General features: G+C 63.2%; 21 protein-coding genes and 1 other RNA gene. 14 read left to right on the top strand and 8 right to left on the bottom strand.

What is annotated here, in order from left to right; genetic code table 11:
* Positions 1 to 16: 16 nt before the first annotated feature.
* The 5 genes from C8348_RS07685 to C8348_RS07665 all read right to left on the bottom strand — a co-directional run bounded on the left by C8348_RS07685 (position 17) and on the right by C8348_RS07665 (position 6,315).
* Positions 17 to 1,708, bottom strand: a complete 1,692-nt coding sequence (locus C8348_RS07685) for a Na/Pi cotransporter family protein (RefSeq protein ID WP_106752714.1) — start codon at positions 1,706 to 1,708, stop codon at positions 17 to 19.
* A gap of 301 nt (positions 1,709 to 2,009) precedes the next feature.
* Positions 2,010 to 3,143 carry a sn-glycerol-3-phosphate import ATP-binding protein UgpC gene (locus C8348_RS07680; protein WP_106752713.1) on the bottom strand — a complete coding sequence of 378 codons (1,134 nt, stop codon included), beginning with the start codon at positions 3,141 to 3,143 and terminating at the stop codon, positions 2,010 to 2,012.
* A 9-nt stretch (positions 3,144 to 3,152) separates the two neighbouring features.
* Entirely contained in the window at positions 3,153 to 3,995 is an 843-nt protein-coding gene (locus tag C8348_RS07675; RefSeq protein WP_106752712.1) for an ABC transporter permease subunit, read from the bottom strand.
* A gap of 10 nt (positions 3,996 to 4,005) precedes the next feature.
* On the bottom strand, positions 4,006 to 4,887 hold the full coding sequence (locus C8348_RS07670) for an ABC transporter permease subunit (protein WP_106752711.1): 882 nt from the start codon (positions 4,885 to 4,887) through the stop codon (positions 4,006 to 4,008).
* A 117-nt stretch (positions 4,888 to 5,004) separates the two neighbouring features.
* A complete protein-coding gene (locus C8348_RS07665) occupies positions 5,005 to 6,315 on the bottom strand; it encodes an extracellular solute-binding protein (RefSeq protein WP_106752710.1) in 1,311 nt (436 codons plus the stop codon).
* A gap of 517 nt (positions 6,316 to 6,832) precedes the next feature.
* Here C8348_RS07665 and ugpB point away from each other — a divergent pair.
* From ugpB to C8348_RS07620, 9 genes are all read left to right on the top strand, one after another.
* The gene (ugpB, locus tag C8348_RS07660) at positions 6,833 to 8,161 is read left to right on the top strand and encodes a sn-glycerol-3-phosphate ABC transporter substrate-binding protein UgpB (protein ID WP_106752709.1); all 1,329 of its coding nucleotides are present in this window, start codon (positions 6,833 to 6,835) and stop codon (positions 8,159 to 8,161) included.
* 92 nt (positions 8,162 to 8,253) lie between these two features.
* Positions 8,254 to 9,138, top strand: a complete 885-nt coding sequence (gene ugpA, locus C8348_RS07655; RefSeq protein ID WP_106752708.1) for a sn-glycerol-3-phosphate ABC transporter permease UgpA — start codon at positions 8,254 to 8,256, stop codon at positions 9,136 to 9,138.
* A 12-nt stretch (positions 9,139 to 9,150) separates the two neighbouring features.
* Positions 9,151 to 9,999, top strand: a complete 849-nt coding sequence (ugpE, locus tag C8348_RS07650; RefSeq protein WP_106752707.1) for a sn-glycerol-3-phosphate ABC transporter permease UgpE — start codon at positions 9,151 to 9,153, stop codon at positions 9,997 to 9,999.
* A gap of 1 nt (position 10,000) precedes the next feature.
* The gene (locus tag C8348_RS07645) at positions 10,001 to 11,131 is read left to right on the top strand and encodes a sn-glycerol-3-phosphate import ATP-binding protein UgpC (protein WP_106752706.1); all 1,131 of its coding nucleotides are present in this window, start codon (positions 10,001 to 10,003) and stop codon (positions 11,129 to 11,131) included.
* Between the two features lie 164 nt (positions 11,132 to 11,295).
* Positions 11,296 to 12,267, top strand: coding sequence for a tyrosine recombinase XerC (locus tag C8348_RS07640; RefSeq protein ID WP_106752705.1), 972 nt, complete (start codon positions 11,296 to 11,298; stop codon positions 12,265 to 12,267).
* Positions 12,268 to 12,579: 312 nt separating this feature from the next.
* Entirely contained in the window at positions 12,580 to 12,786 is a 207-nt protein-coding gene (locus tag C8348_RS07635) for a cold-shock protein (protein WP_106752704.1), read from the top strand.
* A gap of 242 nt (positions 12,787 to 13,028) precedes the next feature.
* Positions 13,029 to 13,259: a 30S ribosomal protein S21 gene (rpsU, locus tag C8348_RS07630; protein WP_106752703.1), complete on the top strand. Its 231-nt coding sequence runs from the start codon at positions 13,029 to 13,031 to the stop codon at positions 13,257 to 13,259.
* 135 nt (positions 13,260 to 13,394) lie between these two features.
* Positions 13,395 to 13,850, top strand: coding sequence for a hypothetical protein (locus C8348_RS07625; RefSeq protein ID WP_106752702.1), 456 nt, complete (start codon positions 13,395 to 13,397; stop codon positions 13,848 to 13,850).
* A gap of 99 nt (positions 13,851 to 13,949) precedes the next feature.
* Positions 13,950 to 14,198 (top strand): hypothetical protein, encoded by a 249-nt coding sequence (locus C8348_RS07620; RefSeq protein ID WP_106752701.1) that lies wholly within the window; start codon positions 13,950 to 13,952, stop codon positions 14,196 to 14,198.
* 44 nt (positions 14,199 to 14,242) lie between these two features.
* On the opposite strand, the gene C8348_RS07615 is transcribed toward C8348_RS07620, so the two are convergent.
* Positions 14,243 to 14,593: an MmcQ/YjbR family DNA-binding protein gene (locus C8348_RS07615; protein WP_106752700.1), complete on the bottom strand. Its 351-nt coding sequence runs from the start codon at positions 14,591 to 14,593 to the stop codon at positions 14,243 to 14,245.
* Positions 14,594 to 14,754: 161 nt separating this feature from the next.
* On the opposite strand from C8348_RS07615, the gene C8348_RS07610 reads away from it, so the two are divergent.
* Together C8348_RS07610 and C8348_RS07605 are read left to right on the top strand one after the other, a co-directional pair.
* The gene (locus C8348_RS07610) at positions 14,755 to 15,183 is read left to right on the top strand and encodes an Hsp20 family protein (protein ID WP_198646964.1); all 429 of its coding nucleotides are present in this window, start codon (positions 14,755 to 14,757) and stop codon (positions 15,181 to 15,183) included.
* Between the two features lie 56 nt (positions 15,184 to 15,239).
* A complete protein-coding gene (locus tag C8348_RS07605) occupies positions 15,240 to 15,512 on the top strand; it encodes a BQ00720 family protein (RefSeq protein ID WP_106752698.1) in 273 nt (90 codons plus the stop codon).
* Between the two features lie 140 nt (positions 15,513 to 15,652).
* Here the strand turns inward: C8348_RS07605 and C8348_RS07600 are convergent, their stop codons facing one another.
* Positions 15,653 to 16,237 carry a disulfide bond formation protein B gene (locus tag C8348_RS07600; protein ID WP_106752697.1) on the bottom strand — a complete coding sequence of 195 codons (585 nt, stop codon included), beginning with the start codon at positions 16,235 to 16,237 and terminating at the stop codon, positions 15,653 to 15,655.
* A gap of 10 nt (positions 16,238 to 16,247) precedes the next feature.
* Positions 16,248 to 16,403, bottom strand: coding sequence for a DUF5993 family protein (locus C8348_RS22085; protein WP_198646963.1), 156 nt, complete (start codon positions 16,401 to 16,403; stop codon positions 16,248 to 16,250).
* A gap of 465 nt (positions 16,404 to 16,868) precedes the next feature.
* Here C8348_RS22085 and ffs point away from each other — a divergent pair.
* The 3 genes from ffs (at position 16,869) to C8348_RS07580 (ending at position 19,427) form a co-directional block, all read left to right on the top strand.
* Positions 16,869 to 16,965: signal recognition particle sRNA small type (gene ffs, locus C8348_RS07590), an RNA gene on the top strand.
* Between the two features lie 29 nt (positions 16,966 to 16,994).
* Complete coding sequence (locus tag C8348_RS07585; RefSeq protein WP_198646962.1) at positions 16,995 to 19,031, top strand: DNA polymerase III subunit gamma/tau; 2,037 nt, start codon at positions 16,995 to 16,997, stop codon at positions 19,029 to 19,031.
* A gap of 75 nt (positions 19,032 to 19,106) precedes the next feature.
* Positions 19,107 to 19,427, top strand: coding sequence for a heavy metal-binding domain-containing protein (locus tag C8348_RS07580; RefSeq protein ID WP_106752695.1), 321 nt, complete (start codon positions 19,107 to 19,109; stop codon positions 19,425 to 19,427).
* The last annotated feature ends 66 nt before the right edge of the window (positions 19,428 to 19,493 follow it).

The raw sequence follows: 19,493 nt of genomic DNA, 5'->3' as shown, positions 1-19,493 counted from the left end.
CGGCGCTACGCGCTCCTCAGGCAAGGCGCAGCGCCTCTCCTTGATCCTGGCCGGGTTCCGCCAGTCTGCTCTTCAGCATCAGCCCCTGCTCTTCAAGGATCGGGTGCGCCACGGTCACCAGCAGGGAATTGATTTCCTTGAACGCCCGCACGACCTCCAGATGCATGTTCGACGTGGCAATGCTGTCGGCGTTGCCGGTCTGAAGCCGCTTCAGGTGCCGGGCATGGCTGTCGCGCTCGAGCTGGCGCATGGCCTCCTTCTCGCGCATCAACTGTTGCGCCGACTGGATGTCGCCGGAAATCAGCACATTCATCGCCATCTGCAGATTGGCCAGAACCCGGGCATGCAGCCGCAGCATCTCGGCCCAGCCTTCATCGGAGAAACTCAGGCGCAGGCGGTTCTTCTCGTCGGCAAGCGGCAGCAGGGTCTTGGCGATGATGTCGCCGATGTGCTCCATGTTGATGGCGACGTCGGTGAGTTCCAGCCCTCGCCGCGCCTCGTCCTCACTCAGCTTGCCCCGGGTCATCTCGGCAATGAATAGCTTGATGTCGCGGTGACGGCGGTTGACCTCTGTATCAAGGTCGCGCACGGCGCCGATGCGCGCGCCGTCGGCTCCGGCCATCAGGTCCATCACGGGCCGGAACATCTGCTCGACGGTTTCCCCCATCAACAGCAGTTCCCGCTTGGCAGAGGCCAGCGCAAGGCCCGGCAGCGCCAGCGTCGAACGGTCGAGGGCGCTTTGCGGCCGCTGGCTGGCCAGCACTTCCGGCACTGGCTTTTCTCTCAGCAACCGTTCGGCAAGACGGTACACCGGGCGCACGAAGGGAAGCGCTGCGAGCGCCAGCAGACCGTTGAATGCAAGATGCGCGTTCACCAGTTGCGCCGCACCGCCGTCGCCCAGCCAGTCCGGACTGACCGGAACGAGGGCAAGCAGGACCAGCCCGCCCAACGCCGCCAGCGCCCGGACAAGAAGATTGCCCAGCGGAATGCTGCGCGCCGCCGGCGCCATGTCGCGGGTCAGCCAGACGGCGATGAACCCGGCACCCAGATTGGCCCCCAGCACCATCGGCAGCGCAGCATCGAGTGGCAGCACACCTGCACCGGCCAGGGTCGCCAGCAGCAGGATCATCGCGACCGACGAATGCAGCCCGAAGGTCAGGAGGGCGATCAGCGCGAAGGCGGTCAGGGCATCGCCTTGCAGATATCCGATCACCGCCGGCAGCACCTGGCTCTGCCGCAGCGGCGCAGTCGCCTCGCCGATCATCTGCAGCGACAGGAGCACGAAGCCGATGCCCAGCACGATGCGGCCGATCTGCCGCGGCTGCCGGCCTTCAAATTTCAGGAACAGCACGCAGCCAACAAGGATCAGCACCGGGATGAGAGCCGACAGGTCCATCGACAGGATCCGCACCACCAGCGCCGACCCGACATCGGCACCGATCAGTGCCGCAAGCCCCGCTGCGCCGCCCAGCAGACCCGTCGCGGCAAACCCGGCGGCCAGCAGGCCAACAGCGGTGGAACTCTGCAGCAGCACCGCCAGCACCGCCCCGGCCAGCGCCATGCCGGCCACGCCGCCCTGGGCCTTGCGCAGGCCATCGCGCAGGGCCGCGCCATAGGCCCGCTCCATGCCGGTGCGCACCATGCGCACGGCCCAGAGAAGCAGCATGACCGCCGCGGCCAGATGCAGCAGAAGCAGGAGTGGGTGCATGATCGCCCTCCGGTGCGCGTCCAGACCGCTGAACGTCATCAAACCGTCACATCGTGCCTGACGACTATGCCAGGATTGCGGCCAGGTTAAGCAGTGTGATTGAAAATGTCGTGTTCTGACAGATGCATGTCGCACACGGATGAATTACGCCGGCAAATGAAAATGCTGACCGTTCATTTGTGCTGATGCTGCCCTCGTGCCAAAAAGAAACCCCGGCGCGCGCGAAGGGTCGCGGCCGGGGCTGGGGGAAGTGCCTGGTTTGTGGTTCTGATGTGCGGTTCTGGCGTCCGTCTTCCTGTCTTCAGCGCGGGATGCGTTTGCCGGTTGTCTTGTCGAAGGCGTGGAGGCGGTCGGCGGTGGCGGTGAAGGAGAGGACTTCGCCGGGCTGGTGGCGGGCGGCGGCGGGGACGCGGATGACCACATGCGCGGCAGAACTGTTTGTAACTGTTGCACCGGTTGCCCCGCTGTCACCGCCGATGCTGGCATAGAGGTAGCTCTCTGCGCCGACCGGTTCGAGCACGGTGGTGGTGACGGTGAGGCTGAGGTCGCCGGGGCCGGCGGGCCGCTCGCTGGCCGGCACGAAGTGCTCGGGCCGCACGCCCAGCGTATAGCCAGTTCCATTGCCAAGATCCGGACCGGAGAGGCTGGAGCCCCCTGCTGCCGTTTCGCTGTCGAGGGTTGCGCGGCCGTCACGTACGCTGACCGGGATCAGGTTCATGGCCGGCGAGCCGATGAAGGAGGCAACGAAGGTGGAGGCGGGCTGTTCATAGACCGAGATCGGATCGCCGATCTGCTCGATGGCGCCGCCATTGAGCACGACGAGCCGGTCGGCCAGCGTCATGGCCTCGAGCTGGTCATGGGTGACATAGACCGAGGTGGTGCCGAGGCTCTTCTGCAGGCGCTTGATCTCGACGCGCATCTGCACGCGCAGCTTGGCATCGAGGTTGGAGAGCGGCTCGTCGAAGAGGAAGGCAGCCGGCTCGCGCACGATGGCGCGGCCCATGGCCACGCGCTGGCGCTGGCCGCCGGAGAGGGCCTTGGGCTTGCGCTCGAGGAAGGCGCCGATCTCGAGGATGCGGGCGGCTTCCTTCACGCGGCGGTCGATCTCGTCCTTGGGCACGCCGCGGTTGCGCAGGCCATAGGCGAGGTTGTTGTAGACGCTCATATGCGGATAGAGCGCGTAGTTCTGGAACACCATGGCGATGTCGCGGTCGGCCGGATCGATCCGGTTGACGACCCTGTCGCCGATGCTGATCGTGCCCGAGGAAATCTCCTCGAGCCCGGCGATCATGCGCAAGAGCGTGGACTTGCCGCAGCCCGACGGCCCCACCAGCACGATGAACTCGCCATCGGCGATGTCCATCGACACACTCTTCACCGCCTCAACACCGCCAGCATAGATCTTGCGGACTTCCTCTAGACTGATCGTCGCCATCGCAGTCGCTCACTTGTCGCTTTCGGTCAGGCCCTTGATGAACCAGCTCTGGAACACCACCACGATGAGCACGGGTGGCAGCATGGCCAGGATCGTCAGGGCGAAGGCCTCGTTGTACTCAGGGATGTTGGAACCGATCCAGGCGAGCAGGATCGTCTTGATGCCGCGCACCAGGGTGTAATAGCCCTCGTCATTGGTCATCAGCGTCGGCCAGAGGTACTGGTTCCAGCCGTAGACGAACATGATGATGAAGATCGCGGCGATCATCGTGCGCGAGGTCGGCACCAGGATGTCGAGGAAGAACCGGACGGGACCGGCGCCATCGATGCGGGCGGCCTCGACCAGTTCCTCCGGCACGGAGCGGAAGAACTGGCGGAAATAGAAAGTGCCGGTGGCCGAGGCCAGCAGCGGCACGATCAGGCCGGAATAGCTGTTGAGCATGCCGAGCCCCTGAACCACCTCATAGGATGGCAGGATGCGCACCTCGAGCGGCAGCAGCAGCGTGGTGAAGATGATCCAGAAGAACAGGCTCGCCAGCGGCAGCCGGAAATAGACCAGCGCGTAGGCGGCAAGCATCGACAGGATGATCTTGCCCACGGCAAAGCCGACGCCAAGGATCAGCGAGTTCATCAGCATGGTCATGCCGGTGACCTGGCCGGTGAACCCGCCCTTGTGGGTCAGCACCTTGCCATAGGTCGACAGGAACTCGTCGCCCAGGGACAGCATCAGTCCGTTCTGGTGGATCGCGACGGCGGAGTGGGTGGAGGTCAGGAAGGCCATCACCACCGGGGCGATCATGATGAAGGCGCCCAGCATGAGGATCAGGTGATCGAGCGGCTTGAACCGGGACATGGTGTTCTCCTCAGCCGTAATGCACGCGCCGCTCGATGAAGCGGAACTGGGCCATCGTCAGCACGAGCACGACGATCATCAGGATCACCGACTGCGCCGACGAGCCACCAAGGTCGTTGGACCGGAAACCGTCGAGATAGACCTTGTAGACCAGCGTCAGCGGATTGTTGGCAGGCTCGTTGCGGGTGACCACGTCGATGATGCCGAACGTGTCGAACAGGGCGTAGGTCATGTTGATGATCAGGAGGAAGAAGGCCGTGGGGGCAAGCATTGGCAGGGTCACGGTCCAGAAGCGGCGCAATTCCGAGCGGCAGTCGATGGCCGCCGCCTCGCGCAGATGTTTCGGGATGGCCTGCAGCCCGGACAAGAAGAAGATGAAATTATACGGGATCTGCTTCCAGACGGCGATCACGACCATGGCGAAGGCGGTGTCGTAATAGTTGACGCCGACACGCATGTCCCAGCCGAACAGGGCGGCCAGATCCACCAGCGGGCCGATGTGCTGGTCGAAGAACATGATGCCCATCAGGCCGGCCACCGGCGGGGCAATAGCATAGACCCACATCAGCAGGCTGCGATAGGTGGAAGCGCCCGTCAGCACGGCGTCTGCCTTCACCGCCAGCACAAGGGCGATGGACAGCGACAGGAAGGTGACGATCAGCGTGAACACCAGCGTGAACTGGGCGATGCGCAGATACTCGGACGAGCCCAGCACCGTGGTGTAGTTCTCGAGCCCGACGAAGGTAGCGCCAAAGCCGAAGGGATCCTCGATGTAGAACGAGGACTGGATCGCCTGGGCCGACGGCCAGTAGAAGAAGATGAAGATGATGGCCAGCTGCGGGGCGAGCAGGAAATAGGGCAGCAGCGGCGAGGAAAACTGGGCGCGCTTCATGGGCTGGCTCGCGGATCTGGCAGGCGTCGCGGCCTTACATGGCCGGCAGGACGCAGGACGGACGATAGGACGAACGGCCGGGCATGGCCCGGCCGTTGTCTCAATGGCAGGATCAGATCAGCCGGCGGTCTTGGCGAAGCGGGCGAGGATCTGGTTTGCTTCTTCTTCGATGGTCTTGAAGGCGTCTTCGACCTTGATCTCGCCAGCGAAGACCTTGCCGAACTCGCGGTTCATGACGTCGCGGATCTGCGGGTAGAAGCCGAGGCGGTAGCCCTTGGACCATTCGCCGCCCGGCAGCATCAGCTGCTGGATGCCGACTTCGGCGGCCGGGGTCTCGGTGTAGTAGCCGTCCTTCTTGGCCAGCTCATAGGCGGCCGAGGTGATCGGCACATAACCCGACGTCTTGTGGTACCAGTACTGGATCTCGGGCGAGGTCAGGAACTGGAAGAAATCCGCCGAGCACTTGTTCTCTTCAGCCGGCTTTCCGGCCATGGCGAACAGGGCGGCGCCGCCGATGAAGGAGTTGGTGCCAGCGCCCTTGATGCCTTCCCAGTAGGGCAGGAACGTCGCGCCGAACGGCATGGTGGCTGTCTTCTGCAGGCCGCCGAAGGAACCCGACGAGCCGATCCACAGGGCAACCTTGCCGTCTTCGAACGGCTTCTGGTTCTCGTTCCAGCCGGCACCGTAGAAGCCGAACAGGTCAGCCTGTTTCCACTCGACCAGCTTCTCGAACATCTTGCGCTGTTCGGGGGAGTTGACGGTCAGCTTGGCGCCTTCAGCGCCGTCAAAGCCGTTGTTGTTGTTGGCAAACGGCAGGTTGTTGCGGGAATGGAAGTTCTCGACCATTTCCCACGGCAGGTGCGACTGCACGAGCGGGATAAAACCGGCGGCCTTGAGCTTCGGAGCGATCGTCTCGAACTCTTCCCAGGTCTTCGGCGCCTCGACACCGGCCTGCTTCAGGGCTTCGGTGTTGAAGTACATGATCGGAGCAGACGAGTTGAACGGCATGCCGATGAACTTGCCATCCTTGTCGGCGTAGAAATGACGCACGCCCTGGATGAAGTCCTCGGCCTTGAAGGGGTAGCCGGCTTCGCGGATCAGGTCCTCGGCGGCAACGGTCGCGCCCTTGGCGTTGATGATGGTGGCGGCACCGGCATCGAACACCTGCAGGATGTTCGGCTGCTGGCCGGAGCGGAAGGCGGCGATGCCCGAAGCAAGGGCTTCCTCGTAGGTGCCCTTGGAAACCGGGGTCAGCGCGCATGCCGACTGGGCTGCGTTGAACTTGGTGGCCAGTTCATTGATGATCTCGCCGTTGCGGCCGCCCATGCCGTGCCACCAGGAAATCTGGGTGGCGGCAAAGGCCGGCGCCGAGGCGCTGAGAAGGGCAGCTGCGGCGACTGCGCCAGCAACGAGGGTGCGGAAAGACATGGGACACTCCTTGAGTGGATCGGGCCCGGGATGGTCGGGCATTGCATGCGCGAATGAGCCTGCAGCCTGTATCTGCCGCATTGGGTCAGCAGACGGTTCAGGCCGGCATTGGGTAGTGTTTTCATATGAAATCATGATGTCGCCCGCGCGAAACTTTGGCGACAGTTGCATGACGCATTGCCCCCATGTTCAGGACATTACAATTGGGCCGTTACATATTGTGTGCTGTACGTTTGTGACAGTGGAATACAATGGAATATTCTGGAATATATTGGTGCGCGCCGCGCGAATGCAGGGAATTCGTTGGTTTTGCTGCGTTGCATGATGCAACGCGGACCGCAAGGGCATTGTCGCCGTCATCGAATTGTCGTACAACTTTCATATGAACGACATGTGTAGTTCATATGAAAACAATAAGCAGCGCAGGGGCAAGCAGGGGTTTCAGCTTACTGGCTAGATTCCCCGGTTCCAAGCGCTGTCCGGGCCGGACGGCCTCCAACTGGGAGCAGGAAACACAATGGCTAAACGTCATCTTCTGACCAGCCTCGTCGCCGCAGCGGCAATGGCTGGTACTTCGACCGCAGCTTTCGCCGCCACCGAGATCACCTGGTGGCACGCCATGGGTGGCGAACTCGGCGCCAAGCTGGAAGCAGTCGCGACCAAGTACAATGAAACCCAGAGCGACTATAAGGTCGTTCCGGTGTTCAAGGGCACCTATGCCGAGACCCTGACCGCTGCCATCGCCGCCTTCCGCGCCGGCCAGCAGCCGCACATCGTGCAGGTTTTCGAAGTCGGCACCGGCACCATGATGGCCGCCAAGGGCGCCGTCTATCCGGTCTATGAACTGATGACGAACGCCGGTGAGCCGTTTGACCCGAAGGCATTCCTGCCGTCCGTCGTTGGCTACTACACCGACACGGCGGGCAACATGCTCTCCATGCCGTTCAACTCCTCGACCCCCGTCCTGTATTACAACAAGGACGTCTTCACCAAGGCTGGTCTCGACGCCAACACCCCGCCGAAGACCTGGGAAGAGATGGAATCCTTCTCCAAGAAGATCATGGAATCCGGCGCAGCCAAGTGCGGCTTCACCACGGGCTGGGTTTCCTGGGTTCAGACCGAGAATTTCTCGGCCTGGCATAACCAGCAGATCGGCACCCTCGAGAACGGTTTTGGTGGCCTGAAGACCGAGCTGACCTACAATAACCCGCTGGTTGCCAAGCACTGGAACAACCTGAAGACCTGGCAGGATGCCGGTATCTTCCAGTACGGCGGTAAGGGTGGCGGCAATGACGCTCCCCCGAAGTTCTATTCGCAGGAATGCGCCATGTACATGAACTCCTCCGCCTCGCGCGCTGGCGTTCTGGCCAATGCGAAGGACTTCGAAGTCGGCATCACGATGCTGCCGCACTATGCTGACGTGAAGCCGCAGAACTCGATCATCGGCGGCGCGACCCTCTGGGTGCTGCAGGGCAAGAAGGACGAAGAGTACAAGGGCGTAGCCAACTTCTTCACCTACCTGTCGTCCCCGGAAGTGCAGGCTCAGTGGCACCAGGACACCGGCTACCTGCCGATCACCCAGGCTGCTTATGACCTCAGCCAGCAGCAGGGCTTCTACGAGAAGAACCCGGGTGCTGACGTTTCGATCAAGCAGATGACGCTGAACGAGCCGACGGCCAACTCCAAGGGCCTGCGTTTCGGCAGCTACGTGCAGATCCGCGACATCATCGACGAAGAGTTCCAGCAGGTCCTGAGCGGAGCCAAGACCGCCGAAGTCGCCCTGGACGATCTGGTCAAGCGTGGCAACGTGCTGCTGCGTGAGTTCGAGGCGGCCAACGCCAACTGATCCTTCCCGGATCCAAATCGCCCGCGTCCCGGTTGCCATTCTGGCCTCCGGGGCGTGGGTCTTTATGTCCGTTGCGCCAGCAGGTGTCCCTGATGCAAACCAAACGCACGATCTTCCCTAACAAGGTTCTGCCGTATTTCCTGCTGGCACCCCAGCTCGCAATCACGGGCATCTTCTTTTTCTGGCCTGCAGGCCAGGCCGTCTGGCAGTCGTTCCTGCGCGAGGACGCCTTTGGCTTCAAAACGACATTTGTCGGCCTTGCCAACTATACCGCACTGCTCAACGACCCGAATTACCTGAACTCGCTGCAGGTCACTCTTGTCTTCTCGATCTGCGTCGCGGCGCTTTCGCTCGGCCTGGCCCTGTTGCTTGCGGTCTGCGTCGACCGGTTGATCAAGGGCGCAAGCGGATACACGACGCTGCTGCTTTGGCCTTACGCCGTCGCCCCGGCTATTGCAGGTGTGCTGTGGTGGTTCCTGTTCAACCCGACCATCGGCATCCTGCCGTTCGTGATGGATATGCTTGGCTACAAGTGGAACCATGCCCTGGACAGCACTGATGCGATGATCCTGGTCGTCATCGCCGCCAGCTGGAAGCAGATTTCCTACAATTTCATCTTCTTCCTCGCCGGGCTGCAGTCGATCCCGTTGTCGCTGCGCGAAGCTGCTGCAATTGACGGCGCCGGCCCGTTCAAACGCTTCTTCACGATCACGCTGCCGCTCCTGTCGCCCACTTCGTTCTTCCTGATGGTCGTCAACGTCGTCTACGCCATGTTCGACACGTTCGGCATTATCCACGCCACAACCGAGGGTGGTCCGGCCCAGTCGACCAACATCCTGGTCTACAAGGTCTACTCCGATGGCTTCATCGGTCTGAACCTTGGCTCGTCCGCTGCACAGTCCGTCATCCTGATGGGCATCGTGATCCTGCTCACCTTCGTCCAGTTCCGCTATGTCGAGCGGCGCGTGGCTTACTAGGACAAGTCCGTCATGGTCGAAAACAAACCCTGGCTCACTGCCCTTGCGCATCTGGTCCTGATCCTCGGCGTCATTGTCGTCGCGTTTCCGGTCTATGTTGCGCTGATCGCCTCGACTCGGGCGCCGGATGAGTTCATGTCGGGCCTGATCCCGCTGGTTCCCGGCCCGCATGCCTTCCAGACCTACTGGGACCTGCTGACCACCGGGGCCAGCACCTCCGGCGCGCCGCCGCTTGGGCCGATGATGCTCAATTCGCTGGTGATGGCGCTGATCATCGCCACCGGCAAGATCGCGATCTCGATCCTGTCGGCCTTCGCGATCGTCTATTTTCGCTTCCCGTTCCGCCAGTTCTTCTTCTGGATGATCTTCGTCACCCTGATGCTGCCCGTGGAAGTGCGCATCCTGCCGACCTTCAAGGTCGTGGCCGACCTCGGCATGCTGAACAGTTATCTCGGACTGACAGTGCCGCTGATCGCCTCCGCGACGGCAACCTTCCTGTTCCGCCAGTTCTTCCTGACGGTTCCTGACGAGCTTCTGGAAGCGGCCCGGGTCGATGGTGCGGGACCGATGAAGTTCTTCCGCGACATTCTGCTGCCGCTGTCGCAGACCAACATCGCCGCGCTCTTCGTGATCCTCTTCATCTACGGCTGGAACCAGTATCTCTGGCCCATGCTGGTGACCACCGAGACGGGCTACTACACGATCGTCATGGCGATCAAGCGCATGGCCGATGTGGCCGATGGCCTGCCCTACTGGAACTACGTGATGGCCGCAGCCGTCCTATCAATGCTGCCGCCCGTGCTTGTCATCATCGTGATGCAGAAGCTCTTCGTCAAAGGTCTTGTGGAGACGGAAAAGTAAAATGGCGACGATCAGTCTAGAGGAAGTCCGCAAGATCTATGCTGGCGGTGTTGAGGCGGTGAAGGGTGTGTCGATGGACATCGCCGATGGCGAGTTCATCGTGCTGGTGGGTCCGTCGGGCTGCGGCAAGTCCACGCTCTTGCGCATGATTGCCGGGCTCGAGGAGATTTCCTCGGGCACGATCAGCATCGGCGACCGGGTCGTCAACCGGATCGATCCGGCCGACCGCGACATCGCCATGGTGTTCCAGAACTACGCGCTCTATCCGCACATGAGCGTCTACAACAACCTCGCCTATGGCCTGCGCAATCGCGGCGTGCCCAAGGACGAGATCGACCGCCGCGTGAAGGAAGCGGCCCGCATCCTCGAGATCGGTGCCTTCCTCGAGCGCAAGCCCAAGGCCCTCTCCGGCGGCCAGCGCCAGCGCGTGGCCATGGGCCGCGCCATCGTGCGCGAGCCGGCCGCCTTCCTCTTCGACGAGCCACTCTCCAACCTCGATGCCAAGCTGCGTGTGCAGATGCGCGTCGAGATCAAGCGCCTGCAGAAGAGCCTCGGCACCACCTCGGTCTATGTCACCCATGACCAGCTCGAGGCCATGACGCTGGCCGACCGGCTCGTCGTGCTCAATGGCGGGGCCATCGAGCAGATCGGCGATCCGATCTCGGTCTATGAACAGCCCGCCTCCACCTTCGTTGCCTCCTTCATCGGCTCGCCGGCCATGAACCTGATCCCGGTCAGCGTGCGGGATGGCCGCGCAACCCTCGACAGCGAAACGGCAGCAGGGGGCAGCGGCCTCGCCGGTCCGGACCTTGCCAACGGGGCAGGCTATACGCTGGGCGTGCGGCCCGAGCACTTCGTGCCGGCCAGCGAGCGGCCCGCCGGCCCCGGCGACCTCAGCCTCACCGTCACCACCACCGTGCTCGAACCGGTCGGCGCAGAGAGCTACCTCTATGCGACCATCGGCGGTGACAGTGCGGCAACCGGCACAGTGGCAAACAGCGCGGCCCCGCATGTGGTCATCCGCGTCCCCGCCGCCGCCCGCCACCAGCCCGGCGAAGTCCTCTCCTTCACCGCCCCCACCGACCGCATCCACCCCTTCGACAAGGCTACAGGCAAACGCATCCCGCGCTGAAGACAGGAAGACGGACGCCAGAACCGCACATCAGAACCACAAACCAGGCACTTCCCCCAGCCCCGGCCGCGACCCTTCGCGCGCGCCGGGGTTTCTTTTGCCCTGCGATGGCTGGCGGTGCCGGTGGACCTGCACCGCCAGCCACATCTGGTATAGATTGCAGCATGTCCAACGTACCCTCGTCCGATTCCCTGCTTGTCCATGCGACGCCGGAGCTGATGCGCCGTGTCACCGCTTGGCTCGATCACCTTGGCGATGAACGGCGTCTGGCCGACAAGACCCTGGTTGCCTATGAGCGCGATGTGACGCAGTTCCTGCAGTTTTTGGCACTGCATCTCGGCGGTGCGCCGGGTGTCGAAGAAATCCGAAGTCTCGCTCCTTCGGACTTTCGCGCGTTTCTGGCCCGTCGGCGGAACGCCGGGGTCGGCAGTCGCTCGCTGGCGCGCGGGCTGGCCGGCATCCGCTCCTTCCTCGGCTTTCTGGAGCGGCGCGGCGAGGTCAATGCGGCTGCAGCCGGTGCGGTGCGGCCGCCGCGCCAGCCACGTTCGCTACCGAAGCCGCTGTCGGTAGTGGATGCGAGGGCCGTGACCTCCGGTGATCTGGCCCTGGAGGCTGCGCCCTGGATCGAAGCGCGCAATGCAGCCGTTCTGACGCTGCTTTATGGCTGCGGCCTGCGCATTTCAGAAGCCCTGTCGCTGACCTTGCGCAGTGCACCTTTGCCCACCACGCGCAGCTTGCGCATTGTCGGCAAGGGCGGCAAGGAGCGCATCGTGCCCTTGCTGCCGGCGGTTGGCGAAGCGATCGCCGCCTATCTTCGGCTGTGTCCCTACCAGTTGGAACCCGACGGGCCGCTGTTTGTCGGCGTGCGTGGCGGGCCGCTCAGCCCGCGTCTGGTCCAGATGGCGGTCGAGAAACTGCGCGGCGCTCTGGGCTTGCCTGACAGTGCGACACCCCATGCCCTGCGTCACTCCTTTGCCACGCATCTTCTGGCGAGCGGCGGGGACTTGCGTTCGATCCAGGAACTGCTGGGGCACGCCAGTCTTTCAACCACGCAGATCTACACGGAAGTCGACGCCGCGCGGCTTCTGCTGGCCTATGACAAGGCGCATCCCCGGGCACGGGGCGAGCAGGCCTAGGAAAGGTCCTGCAGCGGCGGAGCAGCCGTTCACTCGCAATGGGCTGAATCGATGCGTTTTTGTACCGCGAGACATCCGGGGGCCGTGCGCCTTGAGCGCCGCCTCCAGCCGCTCCATGACGATTGTGCAGATTCGGTGTTGGCGCAGACGGCATTCTGCTGTATATGGAAGCTATCGACTTTTTGGGCCAGGCTTGGCTTCTCGCGGTGTCAACGATATCGACCCGCCAATCTCTCTTCCAAAAATCTGCGATACACGACCGCCTTGATCATTCGGATCCGGGCGTCGAAACTCTATATCAAGGTACTGCACATGAAAACCGGAACCGTAAAGTTCTTCAACGGCCAGAAGGGCTTTGGCTTCATCCAGCCGGAAGACGGCAGCCGCGATGTCTTCGTTCACATCAGCGCTGTCGAGCGTTCGGGCCTCAGCCACCTCGGCGAAGGTCAGAAGGTCAGCTTCGAGCTGGAAACCGACCGTCAGGGCCGCAGCGCTGCTGCAAACCTGCAGCTTCTCTGAGCTGAATTCAGCGCTTTGAGAGCGCCATCGCCCTGATCCGGCCAGGCCGGACAGGCGAGTGAGCCGCCTCTTCGACGCTCGGGCCCCGGACCTGTCCGGGGCCTAAATTTTTTCGCCGCAGGGGGGTGCAATTTCCCAGAAACCTGCTAGGTTGCGCCACCTTTCGTGCCGTATGGCGCTTGTACTCAACTCCCCCGGTCGCCTCCAAGGCAGTTTCGACCGGGCCAACGTCAGGATTTACCTTGCAGGTTCTCGTTCGTGACAACAACATCGAGCAGGCGCTCCGCGTCCTGAAGAAGAAGCTCCAGCGTGAGGGCGTGCTGCGCGAGATGAAGGCGCGCCGCTCTTTCGAGAAGCCGTCTGAGAAGCGTGTGCGTGAAAAGGCTGAAGCCGTCCGCCGTGCCCGCAAGGCCGCTCGTAAGCTCGCACAGCGCGAAGGCCTGATCGCGGCTCCCAAGCGCAAGGCGCGCTGAGCCCTCCAGGTCTTGTGATTTCTGCAATGCCCTCGGACCGACCGGTTCCGGGGGTTTTTGCATGGGAAGCGCTGTGCTGAGAATTAACGGCAGGTTAATCGCCGGGCGCTAGCGTCTGGTCATGGGAGAATGCCTATGACACCGCTGGTCAACTATGCCGTGACTGCCGCCCTTGCCGTCTGCCTGGTTGCTGGCGGCGTCATGCTGTGGGGTGGAAACGTGGCCCTGGCACAATCCGCAGGGCGCATCTACTGTCCGCTGCCCGAGGATGGCATCTGGGTCGACCGCAAGGCCAAGCGGCAGGAACTGACGCGGCTCGAAGTGGAAAGCCGCTGCGTCGACGACAAGGTCGTGATCCGTGCCCGGGCGTTCATGCGCTGCAGTCCGAGTGACTGCAAATGGGGCTGGACCGAAGCGACCCTGCGTCCGGGCGGCGGCGTCAATGTGCGGCTGCTGGGCTTCTATGGCGCGCGCATCATCGATATTCGCGCTTTCGGCGATCAGGTTGAGGCCTATGTCACGGCCATGCCGCATGATCCCACGCGCCAGGAAGTCGTGACCAGCCACATCCTCAGTCGGGCCAGGCGATAATCAGCACCGATTTGTGATGACACGCCGCTTGCCGGCGTGGCCACATGCGTTACCCTGCGTCATCGGGTCGATCGTGACCCTTGCGCAGGAGGACATCGCATGCACGCTCTGAAAACGTCCGCAACCGTTCTGGCTCTCGGCCTCGCCGGCAGTCTGGCCCTTGCCGGTGCCGCGCAGGCTTGCGGTCACATGAAGTCCGTCAAGGCTCCCACCAGCATGTCGGTGGCTCAGACGCCACTGCCGGGCAGCACTTCGGTGAACCCAAAACAGACTGGCATGTCCATCGCCACAAGCGACGTCAAGACGCCGCTGCCGGTCCTGACACAGCCGGCGCCGGCACCCCGCTGACAGCCTCTGGCACACTTGCCACTGCGGCCTGCCGGCAGAATCGCTCAGGCGAAGCCGAGTTCCAGCTTCACCCGTCTCGGCAGTTTTGCCGCGACGAGCTGATGTGCTGCAGCAACATAGGCCTCGGTTTCGCCGGTTTCGACGCTGGTGCTTGAGATCAGCTGCATCCAGCCCGCGCGCGCCAGATAGGGCGCGGGCTGATACTGCGGCCGCTCGCGCAGCATCTCGCCGGTCAGGTCCGAGGCCTTGAAGCTGATATGGCCATTGGCGTCGTCCCCGCCCCAGATGGCAAAGATTTTGCCGCCAACTTTCCAGACAGACGCGCCTCCCCACTGGATGACATGCGTGGTGCCTGGCAGGCTGGCGCAGAAAGCGTCGAACTCGGAACGGGTCATCGGGGAAAGAACCTCGGGCAAGGAATCGGGCGCGGCCCGGTTGCTTGAAACTCTGTCGTACAGTCGCCATATTCGCAAGCAGTACGGGGTGACAGGCACCCCGGTCCGGATGCCTCCTCAGAGGGTCCGGGTCTCAAGGTCGCTTCAAGAGGACTTTGACGATGACGCGAATGTCAGCGTTTTCTAGCCCGTTCATGCTCGGCTTCGATGATATCGAGCGGGTTCTGGACCGGGTATCCAAGGCCGCCAGTGACGGCTATCCGCCCTATAACATCGAACGTCTGCCGAAAACCGACGCGCATGGCGAGGTGATCCGCATCACGCTGGCCGTTGCCGGCTTCACGCGCGACCAGCTGGACGTCTCCGTCGAGGAACGCCAGCTTGTCATCCGTGGCCGCCAGATCGACGACAAGGCCCGCCAGTATCTGCACCGCGGCATCGCCGCCCGGCAGTTCCAGCGAGCCTTCGTGCTGGCGGAAGGGATCGAGATCCTTGGAGCGGATCTCAAGGATGGTCTGCTCTCGATCGATCTGGTTCGACCCGAGCCCGAGCGGGTGATCCGCCGGATCGAGATCTCCTCCGGCGAGTAAGGCCCCTGACCGGTTCGACCCGGCCAGGCCAGACAAGAAAACAAGGAAAACCGACTATGACGCGTGATGCAAATCCGCGCGCAAGCCTTTCGCGCGCACTCTCGCCTGAAGTTTTCGCCCAGCTTGGCGCCGGTCACGTCGGCTATCTGCGCCAGATTACGTCCGACGATCTGCGCCGCCTGTTTCCGGGTACACCGGAAATGGCACGCGGCCTGCGTCTGTGGGCCCTGCTTGGCGCGGACGGCAATCCGATCGTTGTCGCCGACAGCCGCGAGGCGGCAATTGCCAACGCCCTGGAAACCGAACTGCTGATGGTCAGCGTGCACTGAGCCGGTACGGCCTCAGGTCCGGGTGGACCTGACCGCGCCGGTCCGCACATTTGCCACATGGGTGTAACCCGCTCTGACAAGAGGCCGGAAGGGCAATCCCTCCGGTCTCTTGTCGTTTGGACCTTCATCAACCGAAGGACTTACCGGGCAGCTGCCGGCAACGGCTCGCCGCCAAGGATCCAGTAGTTTGTCGGGTCGTCCGCACATTCAATCGGACCGCATTCGGCAAAGGTCGTCACCGTGTTGGCGGCCGCAAGCACGATGATCGCTGCGACGGCAACCTTGCCGAGCACGGGCAGCGCAGAAAAGCGTCCAGGCGCAGTTTCGGTGCGCTCGAACTGGCGGTCCATGAGCAGCAGGATCGCGCTGCCCAGGATGACGAGGCAGAACAGCACAAGCGCCCAGGTATAGAAATGCAGCCCCAGGAACGGTGCGCCGTAGCTTCCGGTTCCCGGAACGATATGCAGCAGCACCTGACGGCTGGCAACGGCAGCGCCAAAGCAGGCAGCCAGCAACATGAATCCGTAATGGCGCGGCCTTGGCCCGTGAACCACGTTCATCAGCAGTCCAAATCCGACTGCCGTCAGAGCCACGCGCTGCAGCAGGCAGAGCGGACAGGGCAGATCGCCGCCGAAAAACTGGTCGTAATAAGCAAACGCCAGTGCGGCGGAAATTGCCAGAAGACCGAGCGCATTGAGCTGGCGGGCGAGAGCGGGCGTCAACATCGGGGCCTCCTTACAGCGAAATGGCGAGCGGATCGGTCATGTGGTGGTTGAACCACACAAGACCGAGGACCAGTGCAAGGGCGAACAGAAGGCCGGCCGGCCGGGCCCGGCCAATGGCCGCAACCCAGAACGCAGCGGTCAGAAGGGCAAAGATGAGCGTCGTCATGCAAAGGTCTCCGGGCCAGTCGACGGCCGGCACCAACTGTCGGCTCAAAGTCTTTCAATTTGATTTCATTGCATTTTTTCACGTTACGGCAAGTTTCGGACGGCAGCGCGGCCGGTCATACAGCCATGTCGTTTTTTGCCTCTTGCAGGATCTGGCTACTGCGCTAACCTTCTTCCTGTTTGCAACAACCGAAAGGAGGTGAGCCCATGTCGAGTGAGACCCTGTGCGTGGCCCTGATGTCTGGGCGGAAGGGTGAGATGCTGGAGCAGCCTCTGGCAGCGAGAATTTCCGCCGGGATCTGATCCGGACACGAGGTCATGCCGATCTCACGGGAGGGCCGCGATTGCGGCCCTCTTTGTTTTTCAGAAGCTAATTTACTGAAAACGCAGCGAAAATAACCCATCTTCGGCTTTATCGGATGAAAGCCTTGCCAAAGGCCCATGCCTTGCTGATATAAGGGGCTCGGGAGGTTGGTGGTGGACGAGCCACTCGCCAACCGGGTCAGGTCCGGAAGGAAGCAGCCCTAACGAGATCGGCACGGGTCGCCGTGCCAGCCTCCCACCCTTTCCCGCGCACATCAGACGGGTTTCCATGAGCGGTATCGATGGCGACAGCCCGGACGGCATGACGGAACCCGGCGCGGAAGAGATCCGTGATGATCTGACCCTCTCCATGTTTGGCGATGCGCCGTCCCCGGCGCCTGCCGCCGCTCCTGCGGTGGTGGCAGAGGCAGCGCCCAAGGCTGCAGCCTATCGCGTCCTTGCCCGCAAGTATCGCCCCCAGACCTTCGACGATCTCGTCGGCCAGGAGCCGATGGTCCAGACGCTGGAAAACGCGTTTGCCACAGGCCGTATCGCCCAGGCCTGGATGCTCACGGGTGTCCGTGGCGTCGGCAAGACGACGACGGCCCGCATTCTGGCGCGCGGCCTCAATTACGAGATCCCCGGCGAGGCTGACCGGCCGACGGTCAAGCTGACGCGCGAGGGCGTGCATTGCCGCTCGATCATGGAAGGCCGCCACGTCGATGTGATCGAGATGGACGCTGCCTCGCACACCGGCATCAACGACATCCGCGAGATCACCGATGCGGCGCGCTATCGTCCGGCGACGGCGCGCTACAAGGTCTACATCATCGACGAAGTGCACATGCTGTCCAACGCGGCCTTCAACGGGCTGCTGAAGACGCTCGAAGAGCCGCCGGAGCATGTGAAGTTCATCTTCGCCACCACGGAAATCCGCAAGGTCCCGGTCACGGTCCTGTCCCGCTGCCAGCGCTTCGACCTGCGCCGCATCGAGCAGCCGAAGCTGGTCGGCCTGCTGCGCCGGATTTCCAATGCTGAAACAATCGACATTTCCGACGATGCGCTGACGCTGATCGCGCGCGCGGGCGAAGGCTCGGCGCGTGACAGCCTGTCGCTGCTGGACCAGGCCATCGCCCATGGTGCCGGTCACATCGACGCCGGCCAGGTGCGCGAGATGCTGGGCCTTGCCGACCGCGCCCGCGTCATCGACCTGTTCGGCCATGTCATGTCGGGCCGTATTGCCGAGGCGATGCAGGAACTGGCGCAGCAATATTCCATCGGCGCCGACCCCGCGGTCGTCCTGACCGATCTTGCGGACTTCACCCATCTCGTGACGCGCCTGAAGATCGTGCCGAAGGCGGGCGAGGAAGTCTCCGTCACGGAGACAGAGCGTCTGCGCGGCCGGGAGTTTGCCGAAAAGCTGTCGATGCGGGCCCTGTCGCGGGCCTGGCAGATCCTGCTCAAGGGCATTTCCGAGGTTCAGGCCGCGCCGAAGCCGCTGGCTGCCGCAGACATGGTGCTCGTGCGCCTTGCCTATGCTGCCGACCTGCCGGATCCGGAAGAAGCGCTGAAGCTACTGCGCTCTGGCGCGCTTGGTGCCCTGCCGCAGGGCGCCTCTGTACCGGGTGGCGGCCAGGGCGCTGGTCCTTCTGGCGCTGGTCCCTCTGGTGCTGGCTCTTCCGGAGGTGGCGCCATGGCCGTTGGCATGGGGTCTGGCCAGATGGGTCAGATTCCACAGCCCTCGGGCGCGCCCGTCGCCGCGCTTTCCGGCGCGCAGCCGCAGCCAGATGGGCGGCCACGTCTCGCATCCATTCAGGGCGGCATGACCCTGCCCGCCGTGGCACCGCAGCCGGCCCAGCCGCAGCGTGACGTTCCGCCGGCCCGCCCCGCCGTTGTCCTGCGCAGTCTGGCCGACTGTGCCGCGCTTGCCTCCGAGAAGCGCGATATTCCGATGAAGGTCGCCATCGAGCGGCAGATGCGTCTGGTCAAGTTCGATCAGGGGCACATCGAAATCCAGCCGACCCGCGACGCGGGGGCCGATGTCGCCGGGGAACTGGGCCGCAAGCTGACCGAATGGACCGGCACCCGCTGGATTGTCTCCGTCAGCCGGGAGCAGGGCCGCCCGACGATCCATGAGGAACGCGAGGCGACCCAGGCGCAGCTTCTCTCTGATGCCAGATCGCATCCGACTGTCGCCGCGCTCTTGTCGGAGTTTCCCGGCGCGCGCATCGTGGACGTCCGCGTCACCGCTGACGAGGACGAGGCAGACCTCGCCGATCCGCTGCTCAACGAGGCGCTCGGCACCGACGACAGCGACGATATCTGAGCCGCACCAGCGCCCGAGGCTTGCAATCACCACGCAGCATTCCCAGTTCCACATCGTCAATCGATGGAGGCCGGAATGATCGTCACCACCACCAGCACCCTTCAGAACCGCGAGATTCTTGATTACAAGGGCCTCGTCACCGGGGAAGCCATTCTGGGTGCCAACATCTTCAAGGACCTCTTTGCCGGCATCCGCGACATCGTCGGCGGGCGCTCCGGCGCCTATGAGGCAGAACTCGCCAAGGCGCGCACGATTGCGCTCGACGAAATGCAGCAGAATGCCGCGCGTCTGGGCGCCAACGCGGTGATCGGCGTCGATCTCGACTACGAAACTGTCGGCAATGGCGGCTCGATGCTGATGGTCACCGCGACCGGAACCGCCGTCCTGGTGCGTTGATCCTTGTCTTGCCTCACATGCTCAAGCCACTGTGAGATGACGGTGACCGGCGCGCGCCCTATGGTC

The organism is Pannonibacter carbonis (assembly GCF_003012935.1).
GTDB lineage: Bacteria > Pseudomonadota > Alphaproteobacteria > Rhizobiales > Stappiaceae > Pannonibacter > Pannonibacter carbonis.
Note: the sequence above shows the minus strand (reverse complement) of the source record. Positions and strands in the feature narration are given on the sequence as shown.